Below are 16946 nucleotides of genomic sequence, written 5' to 3' on the forward strand. Positions count from 1 at the left end.
TACCCTATAGGGCATGACTTCGACCCTCAGCGATTCCGCCCAGACCCCCGAAACCAGCCCCCGCACCTACGAAGTGCGCACTTTCGGCTGCCAGATGAACGTGCACGACTCCGAACGAATGTCCGGCCTGCTGGAGGCTAACGGCTACGTTCGCGCTGAGGAAGGCACCCAGCCCGACCTGGTGGTTTTCAACACCTGCGCGGTCCGCGAAAACGCTTCCAACCGCCTGTACGGCAACCTCGGTCAGCTGGCACCGGTCAAGCGCGCCCACAAGGGCATGCAGATCGCTGTGGGCGGCTGCCTGGCGCAGAAGGACCAGGATGCCATCATTGAGAAGGCACCCTGGGTGGACGTCGTGTTCGGTACCCACAACATTGGTGCCCTCCCCACCCTGCTGGAGCGTGCCCGCCACAACCACGAGGCGCAGGCAGAACTGCTCGAATCCCTCGAAGTTTTCCCCTCCACCCTGCCGACTAAGCGCGACCACGTGTACTCCGGCTGGGTGTCCATCTCGGTTGGCTGTAACAACACCTGCACCTTCTGCATCGTGCCGTCTCTGCGCGGTAAGGAGAAGGACCGCCGCCCCGGCGACATTCTCGCTGAGGTTCAGGCGCTGGTCGATGATGGCGCTATTGAGGTGACCCTGCTCGGCCAGAACGTGAACTCCTACGGTGTGGAGTTCGGCGACCGCCAGGCGTTCTCCAAGCTGCTGCGTGCCTGCGGTGAGATTGAGGGCCTGGAGCGTGTACGCTTCACCTCCCCGCACCCGGCAATGTTCACCGACGACGTGATTGACGCGATGGCGGAGACCCCGAACGTCATGCCCGTGCTGCACATGCCGCTGCAGTCCGGCTCCGACAAGGTGCTCAAGGACATGCGCCGCTCCTACCGTTCCAAGAAGTTCCTGAACATTCTGGACAAGGTGCGCGAGCGCATCCCGAACGCCGTGATTACCACCGACATCATTGTGGGCTTCCCCGGCGAGACTGAAGAGGACTTCCAGGACACTCTGAAGGTTGTGGAGCAGGCTCGTTTCTCCTCCGCGTTCACCTTCCAGTACTCGATCCGCCCCGGCACCCCGGCGGCGACCATGGAGAACCAGATTCCGAAGGAGGTCGTGCAGGAACGCTACGAGCGTCTGATTGCCCTACAGGACCGTATCGCCGGTGAGGAGAACCGCAAGCAGCTCGGTAAGACCGTTGAACTGATGGTCGTTGCGGAGGCCGGTCGTAAGGCTGAGCAGACTCACCGCCTCTCCGGTCGTGGCCCGGACCAGCGCCTCGTGCACTTCTCCGTGCCCGAGGGCTGCGAGACTCCCCGCCCCGGCGACATGGTCACCGTGCCGATTACCGAGGCTGGTTCCTTCCACCTGATTTCTGACCCGACCGCCGAGCAGTACCACCTGCGCCGCACCCGCGCCGGCGACGCGTGGGACCGCTCCCAGGCTGATTCCTGCGGTACCGGCACCACCCAGGTGCCCGGTGCGCCGGTGGGTCTGGGCATGCCGACCATCGGTCTGCGCCCCTAAAACCTAGATTCGAATCATGCGCCCTGTTCTTCGGGCCCTCATCCTCACCGCGAGTGGGGGTGAGGGAACCGGTAGAATGGGGCGCATGACTATCTCCGAAACTCTGCCCGTTATCGCTATTGTGGGCCCGACCGGCACCGGTAAGAGCGCGCTCGCCATTGAGCTGGCTCTGCGCCTGAACGGTGAGTGCATTAACGCTGACTCTATGCAGTTCTACCGGGGCATGGATATTGGTACCGCGAAGGTCACCGCGGAGGAGATGCGCGGCGTTCCGCACCACCTGCTCGACATTATGGACGTGCGGGATGAGGCGTCCGTGGCGGAGTTTCAGGAGCGTAGCCGTGAGCTGATTGAGCAGATTCGTGCCCGTGGACGCTACCCGATTCTGGTGGGTGGTTCCGGTCTGTATGTGCGTGCCGCCCTGGATAAGTTGGAGTTTCCCGGCACGGATGCGCGGGTGCGTGAGCGGCTGGAGGAGCAGGCACGTACCGAGGGTATTGGTGTTCTGCACGCCCGCCTGGCGGAGGTCGACCCGGAGTCGGCGGCGCGCGTGAAGGATGAGCGCCGCATTATTCGAGCCCTGGAGGTGTTCGAGGTGACGGGCCGCCCGTTCTCGGCGTTCATGCCGGTGCGCGAGTACGTGACGGAGAGTATTCAGATTGGTCTGGATATGGATCGTGCCCTGCTGCACGAGCGTCTGCACCGCCGTGTGGAGCTGATGCACGAGCAGGGTCTGCTCGATGAGATTCGTACCCTGAACGAGCAGGGACTGCAGGAGGGTAAGACTGCCTCCCGCGCGATTGGTTACGCGCAGTTCGCTCGCGCCCTTGAGGATGCAGACTACAGCGTGGAGCAGGCGATTGAGGATACGACCATTGCGACCCGCCAGTTTGCGCGCCGCCAGCTGACCTGGTTCCGTGCGGACCCGCGCGTGCACTGGCTAGATGCGCTCTCACCCACCCTTGCCGATGAGGCGGAAGCCATCATCTGCGAAAGCACCCGATAAGCCACAATAACGAGCCGTCGCCGAACCGATACCTCGTCGAGTCGGTCGGCGCGGTAAAATCATAAACGGACAGGTCACCAACCTTAAGGACAGCATATGAGCGAGAACCCTTCCACCTGGGGCGAGCTGGCAGGCCTGACCCTCACCAAGGGTCACGGCACCGGTAACGACTTCATCTTTCTGACGGACGAGAACGCAGAAATTGCCCTCACCCCCGAGCTGGTAGCCCGTGCCTGCGACCGACACTTCGGCATTGGCGCGGACGGCTTCATTCGCGCTGCCCGCAGCACCGCCTCCCGCGCGGGTCAGAAGCTGCTCGAGGAGCACCCGGACGCTGTCTGGTTCATGGACTACCGCAACGGTGATGGCTCTATCGCTGAAATGTGCGGCAACGGTGTGCGCGCGTTCGTGGAGTACCTGCGCACTGAGGGCCTGATTGAGCTTGAGGTGGGCGAGACCGTCAAGATTGGTACCCGTGCCGGCGTGAAGACTGTGGCGCGTACCGAAGAGGGCTACGCGATTGATATGGGTCCGTGGAGCTTCATTCACGGTGAGGCTGCCCGCGAGGGTGGCGAGGACTGCCTGGTGTCTGCTCGCGGCCTGAAGACTCCGCGTGCTGGCCTGTCCATTTCGATGGGTAACCCGCACACCGTGGTGATGCTCGGCTCTGACGGTAAGCTGGACGGCCTGGACCTGCACAGCCTGCCTCAGGTGAGCCCCGCCCCGGTCAACGGTACGAACGTTGAGTTTGTGGTGCCGGTCGACCTGGACGTTGAGAGCGGCGCGCATGTGGGCGCTATCCGTATGCGCGTGCACGAACGCGGTGTGGGCGAGACTCTGTCGTGCGGTACCGGTGCGTGTGCGGCGGCTGCGGCGACCCGTTTCTGGGGCGGCGAGGAAGCACCGGATGAGTGGCTGGTGCATGTGCCCGGCGGTACCCTCGCGGTGACTTTCGTGCTGGGCCCGGACGACCTGGAGCATGTTGTTCTTGCCGGTCCGGCGCAGATGGTTGCGACCGTCGTACTGCGATAGCCTGCTGCGATAGCGAGCAGTCCTAGACCAGAGATTTTATAGACAAAAGCGGCGGGTGTTTTCTGACAACACATTCAGAAAACACCCGCCGCTTTTATATTTTTAAGCAATGAGCGCCAGAGGATTTAGCGCCAGAGGTTTTAGTCCTCGTAGCGGTGCACCTGCAGAATACGGAAGCCCTTCGAGGTCGCATAGCGCGACACCTCAAACTCGCCGGGGTGCAGCTCCTCAAGCTGCGCGTCCATCCACTTCTGCAAAGAATCGGAGCCCAGGTTCTTCTGAACCACCAGGTAGGCGTCACCACCGGGCGCCAGGCGCGGCAGCCAAGTCAGCAGAATCTCGTGCAGAACCTCCTTGCCCACGCGAATCGGCGGGTTCGACCAGATGGTGTCAAAACGCAGTTCGGGGTCAACCGACTCGGGGGTTCCCACGGTGACGTTCGACAGGCCGAGAGCGGCGGCGTTGCGTTCGGTCAGGCTGATGGAGCGGGAGTTCACATCCACCGCGTGCACCTGCGCCTGCGGGGCGAGCATCGCCAAAGTCAGGGTGATAGGGCCCCAACCACAGCCGATGTCGAGCATGCGTTCGCCTTGCGGGTCGGGTGCTTCCTGCAGCAAAATAGCGGTGCCCTTATCAATACCGGAGGGACTGAAAATGCCGTTAGCTGTGATGACGGTGACCTTGCGGCCGGCAAGCTCCACCTGCACCGGGCGGGGCTTGAATTCGGTCTCGGGGGTTTCAGAGAAATAATGCTGCTCGCTCATGCTATCCAGTGTACCGGTAGGGCAAGAACCCGCCGCACACGGGCAGAGAATGCACGGGGCGGGTCAGCAGCTTACACGCCCTGAGCGCACAGGTGACCAAACCCCCTACCCGAGCGGGGCAACGGCGGTAGAATTAGAATCGTATGAATTCTAAGAACACCCCCGTATCTGATACCGAAAAGCTGCCCAGCGATGAGCAGCTGCGCCGCACCGTAGACCGCGTTCTGGGGCGCTCCCAGGCGGCCGCCTCCGTCACTACTTATGACGCCGCCGGTACTGGGCACCACAGCGACAACTCTTCCAGCACTCACGGCAACAATAGCCGCCGTGTGCTGGATACTCGCGCGCGTGAAATTTCTGACGTTCAGCGTGAGCACTCCGAATATGACGGTGATCAGGAAGATCTCGCTGAGCGCCGCGCCCTGCGCCGTATCGCGAACCTCTCAACCGAACTTGAAGACGTCACCGAGGTCGAGTACCGCCAGCTGCGCTTGGAGCGCGTGGTGCTGGCTGGTCTGTGGACTGAAGGCACCGTAGAGGACGCAGAGAACTCCCTGCGTGAGCTCGCGGCACTGGCTGAAACCGCAGGTTCCGAGGTTCTGGACGGCCTGGTTCAGCGCCGCCTCAAGCCGGACCCCGGCACCTTCCTCGGCTCCGGTAAGGCGCTGGAACTCAAGGACATTGTGGAGGCGACCGGCGCCGACACCGTCATCGTCGACTCCGAATTGGCTCCCTCGCAGCGTCGTGCCCTCGAAGACATCGTGAAGGTCAAGGTCATTGACCGCACCGCCCTGATTCTCGACATTTTCGCTCAGCACGCTAAATCCCGCGAGGGTAAGGCGCAGGTTGAGCTGGCTCAGCTGGAGTACATGCTGCCGCGTCTGCGTGGTTGGGGTGCGTCCCTGTCCCGTCAGGCGGGTGGCCGTGCCGCAGCCGGTGAGGGTATCGGTTCGCGTGGTCCCGGTGAAACCAAGATTGAGATGGACCGCCGCCGCCTGCGCGCTCGCATGGCGAAGCTTAAGCGTGAGATCGCTGCGATGGCGCCGGCGCGTGAGACGAAGCGTCTGAACCGTCGCCGTAACCGCGTGCCTTCGGTGGCTATCGCCGGGTACACGAACGCGGGTAAGTCCTCCCTGCTGAACCGTCTGACCGACGCCGGCGTGCTCGTGGAGAACGCCCTGTTTGCGACCCTGGACCCGACCGTCCGTAAGGCGCAGACCCCGGACGGTATCGGCTACACCCTTTCTGACACGGTGGGGTTCGTGCGTTCGCTGCCGACCCAGCTGGTCGAGGCGTTCCGCTCCACCCTGGAAGAGGTCGCTGACGCTGACGTCATCCTGCACGTGGTGGATGCTTCGCACCCGGACCCGGAGGGTCAGATTCGTGCTGTCCGCGAGGTCATCGCGGAGGTTGACGCCCGCCATATCCCCGAGATCATTGTGCTGAATAAGGCGGATGCCGCCGACCCGTTCGTGCTGGAGCGTATGCGCCAGCGCGAGCCGGAGCACGTGATTGTTTCGGCGCGCACCGGTGAGGGTATTGAGGAGCTGAAGCAGAAGATTGCGGACACCATTCCGCGCCCCTCCATTGAGGTGAAGCTGCTGATTCCGTACTCGCACGGTGAGATTATTTCGCGCCTGCACGAGTGGGACGCCGAAATTAAGAGCACCGATTTCGTATCGGACGGCACCTTCGTGGTGGCTCTGGTGCGTGAGGATGTCGCCTCCGAACTGTCCGAGTATGTGCTGGAGGGCGACCTGCTGGAGGTTCTGGAAGAGGAACTTGCGGAGGCACGCGCCCTCACCGAGGTGACCGCATCTGAACCCGAGCAGCCCTCTACCTCTGAGGCTCGCTAGGAGCGTATGAGCGTGACCGAGAGCATCAACGCGCCCAAAAACACCCCGGGAACTGTACCCGGACCGGCAACCGACGGCACCCGATTCACCGGGCAGGAGCTTGAGACCCTGCCCGGTGCGAAGGATGCCCTGACCCTGCTGGACGAGGCGGTTGCCGCCACCGGCGGTCAGAACCGTGCCGGTCAGCGCATCATGGCGGCGCATGTGGCGCAGGCTCTTGAACTGCAGCGTCACCTGTTGGTCCAGGCGGGTACCGGTACCGGTAAGTCCCTGGGCTACCTGGTTCCTGCCCTGGCGCGGGTGGGGGAGTCGGACCAGCCGATTGTGGTTGCGACGGCGACTCTTGCCCTGCAGGCGCAGATCGTGAACCGCGATATTCCGCGTCTTCTACAAGCGCTGGAGCCGCGCCCGGAGTCGCAGGCGCAGGTGGCTCTGCTCAAGGGCCGCAATAACTACCTCTGCCTGCACAAGCTGGAGGGCGGCTACCCGGAAGACGAGCCGGATGCTCTCTTCGACATGCCTTCTTCGACCTCGCGCGTGGGTGAGGAAGTGGTGCGCCTGCGCGAGTGGGCTGACCGCACGGAGACCGGAGACCGTGACGAGCTGAAGCCCGGCGTCTCTGACCGCGCCTGGGCTCAGGTATCGGTCAGCGCCGCCGAGTGTTTGGGTCGCCGTTGCCCGCTGGTGGAAGAGTGCTTTAGCGAGATGGCGCGTAGCCGTGCCGCTGAGGCTGACATTGTCATCACGAACCACGCCCTGCTGGCGATTAATGCTTTTGAAGGCATGAAGGTTCTGCCCGAACATGAGACGGTCATTATTGATGAGGCTCATGAGCTGGTGGACCGCGTGACCGGTGCCGTGTCTGGTTCTTTGACGGTTGCGATGGTTCGCCGTGCGGCACGTAGCGTGAAGAAGCATTCGAAGGCTGATTCCGGCGCACTGGAAATGGCAGCCGGCACCCTGGAGACCGCGTTCGAGGGTCTTGCCGAGGGCCTGCTGAAAGGCCTGGACGGTCGCCTTTTGACCGCTATTTCTGCGGTCAACGATGCCGCCCGCACCGCCCTGTCCGATACCAAACCGGACGGTCAGGACGTTGACGCCGGCCTGCAGATGGCGCGCTCGCGTGTCTCTGAGGTGCACGATATGAGCAGCCGCATTCTGGAGGCTTCGGGCGAGCAGGACGTTCTGTGGATTTCTCGTCAGGGCGGTTGGGAGAACGGCCGCTACGTGGCTGCTTCCGATACCGACCCGGCGACCCTGAATATCGCTCCGTTGAGCGTTGGCCTGCAGTTGCGTGACGGCCTGTTCGCTGACCGCACCGTGATTTTGACGAGTGCGACCCTGACGGTGGGTGACTCTTTTGATGTTGCAGCCGCTGCCCTGGGACTGCAAGGGGAGGGTGCGCCGCGCTGGACGAGTATCGATGTGGGTTCACCTTTCGACTACCGCAAGCAGGGCATCATGTACGTTGCCGGAGATTTGAAGCCTCCGGGATTTGGTGTGCACGAGGGTCAGCTGGAGCGTCTGCGTGAGCTGTGCGAGGCGTCGGAGGGCGGCGCCCTGGGCCTGTTCTCCTCGAAGCGTGCCGCTGAGCGTGCCGCCGAGTACATGCGTGAGCATAGCGACCTGAACATTCTTCTGCAGGGTGAGTCTTCGCTCAAGGCTCTGGTGGAGGAGTTCAGCGAGGACGTTGACTCATGCCTGTTCGGAACGATGAGCCTATGGCAGGGCGTGGATGTTCCGGGTGACTCTTGCCGCCTGGTGGTGATGGACCGCATTCCGTTCCCCCGCCCGGACGACCCGATTGCGCAGGCTCGTACGGAGGCGGTGAACCGTCACCGCGGTAACGGCTTTATGGCGGTTTCTGCTCACCATGCGGCGATTCGTATGGCGCAGGGCGCGGGCCGCCTGATTCGTTCGGTGTCTGACCGCGGCGTGGTGGCTGTACTGGATTCTCGTGTGGCGACTAAACGTTACGGCGGTTTCTTGATGAAGGCGATGCCGCCGATGTGGTCGACGCAGAATAAGGCAGCCGTGATTGGTGCGCTGGCTCGTCTTTCGGCGAGTATTGAGCGTTAGCTCGGGCGAGATCCATTCCTTGCCGCGCCGCCGCCCCGTTTTGGGCATATAAATTTAGACATATAGAAATCACCCCGGTGATACGTGAACGTTTACGTATCACCGGGGTGATTTCTATAGAGAGCTAAAAGCCTCGTAGCTATGTCTTTTAGAGGCTGTGTTGTTTAAAACAGCTTCTTTGAGATGCTGTGGCTGTTTAGAGCCCGCGTCTTTCAGAGACTGCATCTTCTAGAGGCTGTGGTTTTCTAGAGACTACGCAGCACGGAGACGACCTTACCCATGACGGTTGCGCGGTCACCCATAATCGGCTCGTAGTTGGAGTTGCGCGGCATGAGCCAGGTGTGGCCGTCAACCTGACGGAACACCTTTACGGTTGCTTCATCGTCGAGCAGAGCAGCAACGATATCGCCGTTGTCTGCGGTGTGCTGCTCGCGGACAACCACCCAGTCGCCGTCGCAGATTGCGGCGTCAATCATGGAATCGCCCTTGACCTTGAGCATGAAAAGCTTGCCGTTACCGACCAGCTGGCGGGGCAGGGCAAGCACATCCTCCACGGACTGCTCGGCGGTAATGGGGCCGCCCGCTGCAATTCGTCCAACCAGGGGAACGGGTACGAGGTCCTCATCGCCGACTTCGAAGTTCGGCAGCTCGGGCAGGGAAGAGGAAGCGCTACCGTGGATGCCGACGCCGTTCTCATCCAGCACCTCAATGGCGCGGGGGAGCTTGGGGTCGCGGCGAATGTAGCCCATGGTCTCGAGACGGCCGAGCTGGTGAGTGACCGAAGACAGGGACGCAAGACCCACCATGTCACCAATCTGGCGCATGGACGGCGGGTAACCCTTTTGTTCAATCTCGGTGCGGATCGCGTCAAGAATCTTCTGCTGGCGCGCGGTCAGCGCCGGACGGGGTGCTGTTGCCATTTCTTTTCCTTCGGTCTGTGCCCCGATTTCTGTATTCCGGTCTCTGCAGTCTGTTTGAGACACAGTCCGGTCGGGGCACGGATGGGTGCTTCACACGTTTTCCGATGGTGTCCTAAAAATTTTTTGGTTCTGCTGAAATTGGTCTTATCTCGTCAGGGGGTGGAGGAATTCTATCCGTGCCGGAGCGATACGCGGGCAACGAGTATGCGCCTCCGCCCTATAAAACTCAGTCAGCAGCACCTGCATTTAGATACAGAACCAAGCTGTAACGGGTACAGAAACCTGCTGTGAGTAGGACTCATCAGGAGCGTGTGGAACGTCTCTTGACACCAGTGTAGAACACTACACCGAAAAACTCAAACAAATATTCTAGATTTTTTCTTCGAAACTCGAAGAAATTTTTAGTACATCTCTGCTAGACTTTAGAACAAGAGTTCGTATATACTCTTGAATCTCTCCTGAAATTCAGGATTTACGGGTGAATGTTCGAAAAATATTCGAAGATTCGACCCGGAGTCTTCCAGGAGGGGCGAGTGAAGGAGTGTTCGAATGTATTCGAATCCTCTGCCTCTCTCTTCGCACGATCTACCCCGGATGCTCTAGGGAGCATCCGGCGAAGAGAGAGCGCAGGGGATGGGGTGTTGGGGCGACCCAGCGCAACCCGGTGCATCCGGCGCTCTGACCTAACTAGAGAATAGCTACCCAATAGTTATCGCCTAACAATCACCACTCCATAGTTATCACTCAACTAGGACCTCCGAGCGGGTATCGCTCGGCATTGCTAGACCCGCGAGGTAACCCCGGGGCGAGCTAAGAGAAAGGAACCACAATGACTACTGCAACACCTCTTGCTTCTCGTGACACTTCTGCACACCTTCCGGCAGGTTTGGTGGTACTTCACCCCGCCCGCACTGCGTCCGCCAGCACCGTGCAGGGGCGTTCTCGTGTGCCTGCGTCTTCGCAGTCTGTTCGCTCTTCTCGTGCGGCTCATGCGCCTCGCCCCGCTCAGGTGGGTCAGCCTACTCGTGTTCCCGCCGCTTCTGCCCCTGCTGGCTCTATTCAGGCACCGGTTCGCTCTGTAGCTTCTGGCGCGCAGACTGCTTCTGATGCGCAGACCCCTAGCGTGAAGAGTGTTCTTCTGGCTAAGGGCGGCGAGTTTCTGCGCGCGGTTCCCGCTTCTATTCGTCGTCTTGGTACTGTGCGCGGTTTCCTGAAGGGGCTGCCTCTGCTGACTTTGGCGGCGCTGATTGTGCTCGGTGCTATTAGCTTCTTTGGCCCGGCGGCTTCTGCTTCTGTGGAGAACGCTTCGGTGACTCGAACCGTCGTTGTGGTCAAGCATGGCGAGACCCTGTGGGATATTGCTCAGGCGGTGGATCCGCAGGGTGACACCCGTGATACTGTGGTTCGTATTATGGAGTTGAACTCGTTGACCAGCACCTCTGTTGATGCCGGTCAGCGTCTGGAAATTCCTCAGACTCAGCGCTAAGCATGGACACGTACGTGGTTGGCTTCTGCATGAGGTTGATGTCTTGACTCCGAACCCGCTATCTCTCAAGCTGAGCGCTTGAGTCGAATTCTTGAGCCTATGAAATAGGAGCGCACCGATGCCTGTTCCCGCTGAACCCACACCCGCTGCAACCACACCCGTCGAAACTGAATCTGTACAGACCACTCAGCCCGCTCGTCCCGTGGTTGCCGTTTTGGGGGATCCCGGAACTCGTGGTCCTCTGGTGAAGCTTCTTCAGGATGCGGGGGCGGACGTTATCGTGACCGCTGTGCCCGACCAGTTGCGTGAAGCTGACGGCATGGTGGTGACCGGCGGTGTGAGCTCTCTCGAGGCGTACGAAGACCTGAAAGCTAAGGACGCTGAGCGCGTGATTGGTCGCCGTGTTGCTGGCGGTCGTCCGGTGCTGGTTGCCGGTGCGGCGTTGAGCTGCCTCTTCGACTCGGTGACGGTGGAGCATCCGCAGATGGGGCAGGTTCAGGTGCAGTGCATGGGGGAGTGGCCCGGTGAGAGCGTGGAGCTTTCTGCCCGAGACCTGGCGCCCGGTGCTTCTGCCCTGCGTTCTTCCTCCGATAGTACGTTGCTCAAGGATCTTGAGGGTGAGGCTCACTTCAAATCTGAGCACGGCGTTTTTGAGTGGGCTTTTGATCAGAGCATTGAATATATTGCCCCTCCGGCGGTGACTTGGACTGTCACCGAGCCCGCCTATATCGCGGCGGTTGAGAACGGTCCACTGACGGCGGTGCAGTTCTGCCCGGTAGGTTCTGGCGAGCTGGGGGCGGAGTTTATGCGCCGCTGGGTTGCGTCCCTGGCGGCGACCGGTCGCCTGTCTCCTGGCGACTCCGCTACTGCTGCGGGAGGTAACTAATGTCTGTGCCCGTTCTTGAACTTCTGCCCGCCGTTGATATTTCTGAAGGCTACGCGGTGCGCCCGGTGGGCGGCACCCTGTCCGGTGGTGAGCAACGCCTCGACCCTGTTGAGGCGGCTCTGACCTGGGTGAAGGCGGGTGCCCGCTGGATTCACCTGGTTGACCTTGACCTGGCGTTTGGTCGCGGCACGAATACCGAGGTTCTGGCTGAGGTGGTTGCCGCAGTCCGTGCCGAGAACACCCGAACCGGCTCCGCTCCGGTTCGTGTTCAGGTCAGTGGCGGTGTGCGTAATGCTGAGAGTCTGGAGCGCGCCCTGAGCCTGAATCCGGACCGCGTGAACGTGACTAGTGCGGCTCTGGCGGATTCTTCCTGGCTTGAAGGTGTTCTGGCTCATTATGCCGATTCTGATCTTCTGGCTCTTGGCCTCGATGCCCGTTATAACCCCGAGCGGGGCTGGGTGACGGTGGCTCGCGGTACCGATTGGTCGGGGCCTGATTTGGCGGAGGCGCTGGCGTGGCTGGAGAGCGCGGGTGTGCGCCGCTATATCGTCACGGATGTGAGTAAGGACGGTTCTCTGGCGGGCCCGGGTGCGGAGCTGCTGGATGAGGTGCTGGCTCAGACTGCCTGTCGGGTGGTGGCGTCCGGTGGTGTGGCGTCGCTGGCTGATCTTGTGAAGCTGCGTTCTATGGTGCCTTATGGTTTGGAGGGCGTGGTGCTTGGCAAGGCGCTGTATGTGGGTAACTTTAGTTTTGAACAGGCTCTTGAGGTCGCTGGCTCCCGCTAAAGCTACCGCTCTGCTTTAGCCCGCGTAGATTTCTTATCCGCATAGGTTTTATATATGACGAAGCCCCGTCTTCCTCAATACGAGGGATGCGGGGCTTCGTGATGGCATACACCAGATAGTAGGCCTGCTGGTTTAGCGCACGTCCTGGCTTAGTACACCAGTTGGTTTAGTACACCGGGCCGGTGAGCTTTTCACCGGGGCCCTTGCCGGGTTCGTCCGGGAAGGGAGATGCTTCGCGGAATGCGAGCTGCAGGGTGCGCAGGCCGTCGCGCAGGGGTGCTGCGTGCTGGGAGCCGATTTCGGGCGCTGCGGCGGTGACGAGGCCTGCCAGTGCGGTGATAAGCTTGCGTGCTTCGTCGAGGTCCTTGAGGTCGTCGGCGTTTTCGTCTGCTGCCAGGCCGCACTTGACGGCTGCGGCGCTCATCATGTGGATGGCTGCGGAGCTGATGATTTCGATGGCGGGTACGTCTGCGATGTCGCGCAGCTGTTCGTTGACGGCTTCGACCTGCTCTTCGGTGAGTTCGGTGTGGCCGTGTACGGGGGTTTCTTCTTCCGCGGTGAAGCGGAAGTTCGTGTTTTCAGTGCTCATAGTCTTAGAATCTCATATTTCGTTTGTTTCGGTAAATGCGTCCTTAAGAGTGGGTGCTTCTGTGGACTTTCTGGGGGAGTCCCCGCAATTTTTATGGTGTTTTGCGTCTAATTCCTTGCGTCTGTCGGGGATTCTGCGGTATGGTTGTAGGCAGTTTGCAAGTGGAGCATGTCTCCCACCCGGTTGACCGCCGTAGACGTTTGTTTGCGAGTTTTGAGGTGAACGGGTTCGTCCGCCGCTTTCGGCGTACGCTGGTTTGTGCCTCCGCTTGTGTAACTGCGGGGGCTTTTTTAGTGCCCGCAACGGATAGTATTCACGGGGAAACCCACAGAGCACAGGAGCTAGTCATTAGCGAACCACGCATTAACGATCGTATCCGCGTTCCCGAGGTCCGTCTTGTCGGTCCCGGTGGCGAGCAGGTAGGCGTTGTCCCTCTGAAGGACGCTCTGCGTCTGGCTGAGGACGCCGAACTCGACCTGGTCGAGGTTGCCCCGAACGCGAAGCCGCCCGTGTGCAAGCTCATGGATTACGGTAAGTACAAGTACGAAGCCGCGATCAAGGCTCGTGAATCCCGCAAGAAGCAGGCTAATGCCGTTCTGAAGGAGATCCGTTTCCGCCTGAAGATTGATACCCACGACTACGAAACCAAGGTTGGACACGCTCGTCGTTTCCTTTCCGGTGGTGACAAGGTCAAGGCAATGATTCAGTTCCGTGGTCGTGAGCAGCAGCGCCCCGAGATGGGTGTGCGTCTGCTGGAGCGTCTGGCGGCTGAGCTGGCTGAGGTGAGCACCGTTGAGTCTCGCCCCCGTCAGGATGGCCGCAACATGGTGATGGTTCTGGCTCCGCTTCGCGGTAAGGCAGAGGCTCGCCGTGAGCAGGGCGCCGGCGGTCGCAAGGGTCGCGAGCGTATTGACACGACCAAGGCGAAGCCCGTAACTAATTCTCTGGCAGACGCTATGCCTGCCGAGCTGAAGGCACAGGCTTCCGCCGAGTAGGGAACCGGGTCGTCACTTTAGGATGGGCACGCGCCTCCACCGTTGGGTGGGTGTTGCGGGTTCACCCGGTGCCGGTTCCGAGGCACCTCGTCAGGGGTGCCTCACCTTTGGTCCTTGGGGCTGATGCGTGTATCGCTCAACCCCACTAAGCTCCCCCGCCGTTGTGGCGGGGGATGAATGTAAGGAGAACGGCAGCTATGCCGAAGCAGAAGACCCACTCTGGTGCTAAGAAGCGCTTCAAGCTCACCGGTAGCGGCAAGGTTAAGCGCCAGCAGGCGAACCGTCGCCACTACCTGGAGCACAAGTCCTCTCGTCTGACCCGTCGTCTGGCTTCTGACCAGATCGTTACCGGCGGCCAGGCAAAGGTTGTCAAGAAGATGCTGGGTAAGTAAGCAACGCTTACTCTCTGCACCTGGCGCACCGATAGTGGTGCGCACTGATTAAAGACTCGCTCCTGTTCAGCGTGATATGTGAGCTGTTCAGGACATAAGACGAAGGAGACACACGTGGCACGTGTGAAGCGCGCGGTTAACGCGCACAAGAAGCGCCGTACTATTCTCGATCGTGCATCCGGCTACCGCGGTCAGCGTTCTCGCCTGTACCGTAAGGCTAAGGAGCAGGTCACTCACTCGCTGGTTTACAGCTACGACCACCGTCGTAAGAAGAAGGGTGACTTCCGTCGCCTGTGGATTCAGCGTATCAACGCTGCTTCCCGCGCACAGGGCCTGACCTACAACCGCTTCATCCAGGGCCTGAAGGCTGCTGGTGTTGAGGTCGACCGCCGTATGCTGGCTGAGCTGGCTGTTAACGAGCCCGCTGCCTTCAACGCACTGGTTGAGATTGCTAAGAACAACCTGCCCGAGGACACCTCGGCTCCCAAGGCTTAATTAGCCTAGGTTGTGTTCTTACCTCGAAAATCTAGGTTCGGGGTAGGATGCTTAAGCGTCGTGAGCGGCCGTCTGCACTTTGAGTGTGGGCGGCCGCTTTCTGCGTATCTGGGGTTGTGACTGTTCTGCGTTTTTGGGTGCGTCTTTGCCTGTACCCTTTAAGAGTGAACTTTTTTGAACGTATTAGTACCCCCGTTGTGATGTCCAACCCGCAGGCTGACCGTGTGCGCGATATTGCGAAGCTGCGTACCCGTGCTGCTCGCACGAAGAAGGGCCAGTTCCTGGTGGAAGGCCCGCAGGCTGTGCGTGAGGCGTTGAAGGCGCATCTGAAGAAGCCGATTCTGGATGCTGTCTACGTTACGGAGGCGGCTTTTGACCGTCATGAGGATATTGCCGAGCTGCTGGAGCAGGTGTACGGCACCCCCACCCCCGAGGAGGGGCGCCGCGTCTTTATGCGTGTGGTGACCGAAGAGGTGTTGGCGGCCATGGCTGATTCTGTGTCGCCGCAGGGTATTATTGCGGTTTCTTTCATGGTGGATGCTTCCTTCTCGCTGCTGTGGGGTGAGGGCGCGTTGAACCCGAAGTTGATTGCTGTGCTGTCTCGTGTGCAGGATCCGGGTAATGCGGGCACTATTCTTCGTGTGGCTGATGCGGCCGGTGCTGACTTGGTGATTACGACTAAGGGTTCGGTGGATTTGTATAACCCGAAGACGGTGCGTTCTACGGCGGGTTCGCTGTTCCACGTGCCGATTATTCAGGGCGTGCAGCTGGAGGATTTCGCGGAGGATGTGAAGTCTCAGGGTACTGCTGTGCTGGCTGCTGACGGCTATGGTGCGGTGAATCTGCAGGAGCTGAGTGAGTACACTGCGGCTCGTCGTGCCGGTGTAGAGGCGAGTGCCCCGTCCGGCGTGAAGGGTAATTTTGATCTTTCTAAGCCGACCATGTGGCTTTTCGGTAATGAGGCGCAGGGCTTGAACGCTGAAGAGAAGGCAGCGGCGACGATGCGTGTGGCTGTTCCTGTCTATGGTTCGGCTGAGTCTTTGAATGTGGGTACGGCTGCTGCTGTGTGCCTGTATGCTTCGGCGATGGCTCAGCGCGGCGTTTCTCGCTAGGTTTTGGGCGGTTCACGGCTTGTGGTACAGCGGTGGGCCGCTTTAGCATCATGGGTTTTAGAGTTTTAGTTTAGGGCTGAGAAAGGGAAATTATGTCTGCTCCTTCTGGTCATTCGGGTTCGGGCGCGATTATTGCTGCGCTGGGTGCGAACCTGGGTATTGCGGTGCTGAAGTTTTTGGCTTTTGCGCTGACTCGTTCTTCGTCGATGTTGGCGGAGGCTATTCACTCGGTGGCTGACTCGGGTAATCAGCTTCTGCTTCTTTTGGGCGGTCGCGCTTCGCAGAAGCAGGCTGATGAGGAGCACCCGTTTGGTTATGGCCGTAACCGCTATATTTACGCGTTTATTGTTTCGATTATTATCTTTGCCCTGGGTGGCTTGTTCGCTCTGTATGAGGGTTATGAGAAGCTGCATGACCCGCACGGTATTACTGAGTGGCAGTGGGTTCCGGTGGCTGTTCTGGTGGGTTCGATTCTGCTGGAGGGTAATTCGTTCCGCGTGGCGGTGAAGGAGTCGCGTGATCTGAAGGGCAAGCAGAGCTGGATGCGTTTCTTGCGTACTTCGAAGAACCCGGAGCTTCCGGTGCTTCTGCTGGAGGATGCGGGTGCGCTGCTGGGTCTGATTTTCGCGCTCTTTGGCGTGGGTCTGACTCTGTTGACCGGTAATGGTCTGTGGGATGCATTCGGCACCCTGGCTATTGGCGTGCTGCTGGTCTTTATTGCCGTGTTCCTTGCGGTGGAGATGAAGTCTCTGATTTTGGGTGAGGCGGCTTCTCCGGAGGATTTGGCGAAGATTCGTGCGGCGATTGAGGATGGCGATAGCGAGCGCATTATCCACATTAAGACCGTGCACTTGGGTCCCGAGGAGATTCTGGTGGCGGCGAAGATTCGTATTCACGATGCCGACACCGGCCGCGCTGTGGCTGATGAGATTGACGCGGCTGAGGTTCGTATTCGCGAGGCTGTTCCTGCGGCACGCATCATTTATCTGGAACCGGATATTTTCCGGGCCTAGCTCTAGGA

16 protein-coding genes are annotated in these 16946 nt (G+C 60.3%); 13 read left to right on the plus strand and 3 right to left on the minus strand.

What is annotated here, in order from left to right:
* Positions 1-13 precede the first annotated feature (13 nt).
* The 3 genes from miaB (at position 14) to dapF (ending at position 3566) form a co-directional block, all read left to right on the plus strand.
* Positions 14-1528 (plus strand): tRNA (N6-isopentenyl adenosine(37)-C2)-methylthiotransferase MiaB, encoded by a 1515-nt coding sequence (gene miaB / locus HMPREF2528_RS04820; RefSeq protein WP_049351777.1) that lies wholly within the window; start codon positions 14-16, stop codon positions 1526-1528.
* A gap of 85 nt (positions 1529-1613) precedes the next feature.
* A complete protein-coding gene (gene miaA / locus HMPREF2528_RS04825) occupies positions 1614-2534 on the plus strand; it encodes a tRNA (adenosine(37)-N6)-dimethylallyltransferase MiaA (protein WP_070542778.1) in 921 nt (306 codons plus the stop codon).
* 96 nt (positions 2535-2630) lie between these two features.
* Positions 2631-3566, plus strand: a complete 936-nt coding sequence (gene dapF, locus HMPREF2528_RS04830) for a diaminopimelate epimerase (protein WP_049351775.1) — start codon at positions 2631-2633, stop codon at positions 3564-3566.
* 140 nt (positions 3567-3706) lie between these two features.
* On the opposite strand, the gene HMPREF2528_RS04835 is transcribed toward dapF, so the two are convergent.
* Entirely contained in the window at positions 3707-4330 is a 624-nt protein-coding gene (locus HMPREF2528_RS04835) for a class I SAM-dependent methyltransferase (protein WP_070542782.1), read from the minus strand.
* A gap of 143 nt (positions 4331-4473) precedes the next feature.
* Here HMPREF2528_RS04835 and hflX point away from each other — a divergent pair, with 143 nt between their 5' ends.
* On the plus strand, positions 4474-6186 hold the full coding sequence (hflX, locus tag HMPREF2528_RS04840) for a GTPase HflX (protein ID WP_070542785.1): 1713 nt from the start codon (positions 4474-4476) through the stop codon (positions 6184-6186).
* A gap of 6 nt (positions 6187-6192) precedes the next feature.
* Positions 6193-8265: an ATP-dependent DNA helicase gene (locus HMPREF2528_RS04845; protein ID WP_070507689.1), complete on the plus strand. Its 2073-nt coding sequence runs from the start codon at positions 6193-6195 to the stop codon at positions 8263-8265.
* A 245-nt stretch (positions 8266-8510) separates the two neighbouring features.
* On the opposite strand, the gene lexA is transcribed toward HMPREF2528_RS04845, so the two are convergent.
* Positions 8511-9185, minus strand: coding sequence for a transcriptional repressor LexA (gene lexA, locus HMPREF2528_RS04850; protein ID WP_005507121.1), 675 nt, complete (start codon positions 9183-9185; stop codon positions 8511-8513).
* An 829-nt stretch (positions 9186-10014) separates the two neighbouring features.
* Here lexA and HMPREF2528_RS09025 point away from each other — a divergent pair.
* The 3 genes from HMPREF2528_RS09025 to HMPREF2528_RS04865 all read left to right on the plus strand — a co-directional run bounded on the left by HMPREF2528_RS09025 (position 10015) and on the right by HMPREF2528_RS04865 (position 12342).
* On the plus strand, positions 10015-10671 hold the full coding sequence (locus tag HMPREF2528_RS09025; RefSeq protein ID WP_049361758.1) for a LysM peptidoglycan-binding domain-containing protein: 657 nt from the start codon (positions 10015-10017) through the stop codon (positions 10669-10671).
* Positions 10672-10789: 118 nt separating this feature from the next.
* A complete protein-coding gene (locus tag HMPREF2528_RS04860) occupies positions 10790-11557 on the plus strand; it encodes a type 1 glutamine amidotransferase family protein (RefSeq protein ID WP_083297873.1) in 768 nt (255 codons plus the stop codon).
* Entirely contained in the window at positions 11557-12342 is a 786-nt protein-coding gene (locus HMPREF2528_RS04865; protein ID WP_070542787.1) for a HisA/HisF-related TIM barrel protein, read from the plus strand. The genes HMPREF2528_RS04860 and HMPREF2528_RS04865 overlap by 1 nt, the downstream gene beginning before the upstream one ends.
* A 166-nt stretch (positions 12343-12508) precedes the next feature.
* Here HMPREF2528_RS04865 and HMPREF2528_RS04870 read toward each other — a convergent pair whose 3' ends face one another.
* Positions 12509-12931: a DUF1844 domain-containing protein gene (locus HMPREF2528_RS04870; RefSeq protein ID WP_005507125.1), complete on the minus strand. Its 423-nt coding sequence runs from the start codon at positions 12929-12931 to the stop codon at positions 12509-12511.
* Between the two features lie 293 nt (positions 12932-13224).
* On the opposite strand from HMPREF2528_RS04870, the gene infC reads away from it, so the two are divergent.
* From infC to HMPREF2528_RS04895, 5 genes are all read left to right on the plus strand, one after another.
* Positions 13225-13926: a translation initiation factor IF-3 gene (gene infC, locus HMPREF2528_RS04875; RefSeq protein WP_005507875.1), complete on the plus strand. Its 702-nt coding sequence runs from the start codon at positions 13225-13227 to the stop codon at positions 13924-13926.
* A 197-nt stretch (positions 13927-14123) separates the two neighbouring features.
* On the plus strand, positions 14124-14318 hold the full coding sequence (gene rpmI, locus HMPREF2528_RS04880; RefSeq protein WP_004006287.1) for a 50S ribosomal protein L35: 195 nt from the start codon (positions 14124-14126) through the stop codon (positions 14316-14318).
* A gap of 114 nt (positions 14319-14432) precedes the next feature.
* Entirely contained in the window at positions 14433-14813 is a 381-nt protein-coding gene (rplT, locus tag HMPREF2528_RS04885; RefSeq protein WP_005507127.1) for a 50S ribosomal protein L20, read from the plus strand.
* 200 nt (positions 14814-15013) lie between these two features.
* Entirely contained in the window at positions 15014-15925 is a 912-nt protein-coding gene (locus HMPREF2528_RS04890; protein ID WP_246823883.1) for a TrmH family RNA methyltransferase, read from the plus strand.
* Between the two features lie 92 nt (positions 15926-16017).
* Positions 16018-16938 (plus strand): cation diffusion facilitator family transporter, encoded by a 921-nt coding sequence (locus HMPREF2528_RS04895; protein WP_005507873.1) that lies wholly within the window; start codon positions 16018-16020, stop codon positions 16936-16938.
* The last annotated feature ends 8 nt before the right edge of the window (positions 16939-16946 follow it).

It is taken from the genome of Rothia sp. HMSC078H08 (genome assembly GCF_001808955.1).
GTDB lineage: Bacteria > Actinomycetota > Actinomycetes > Actinomycetales > Micrococcaceae > Rothia.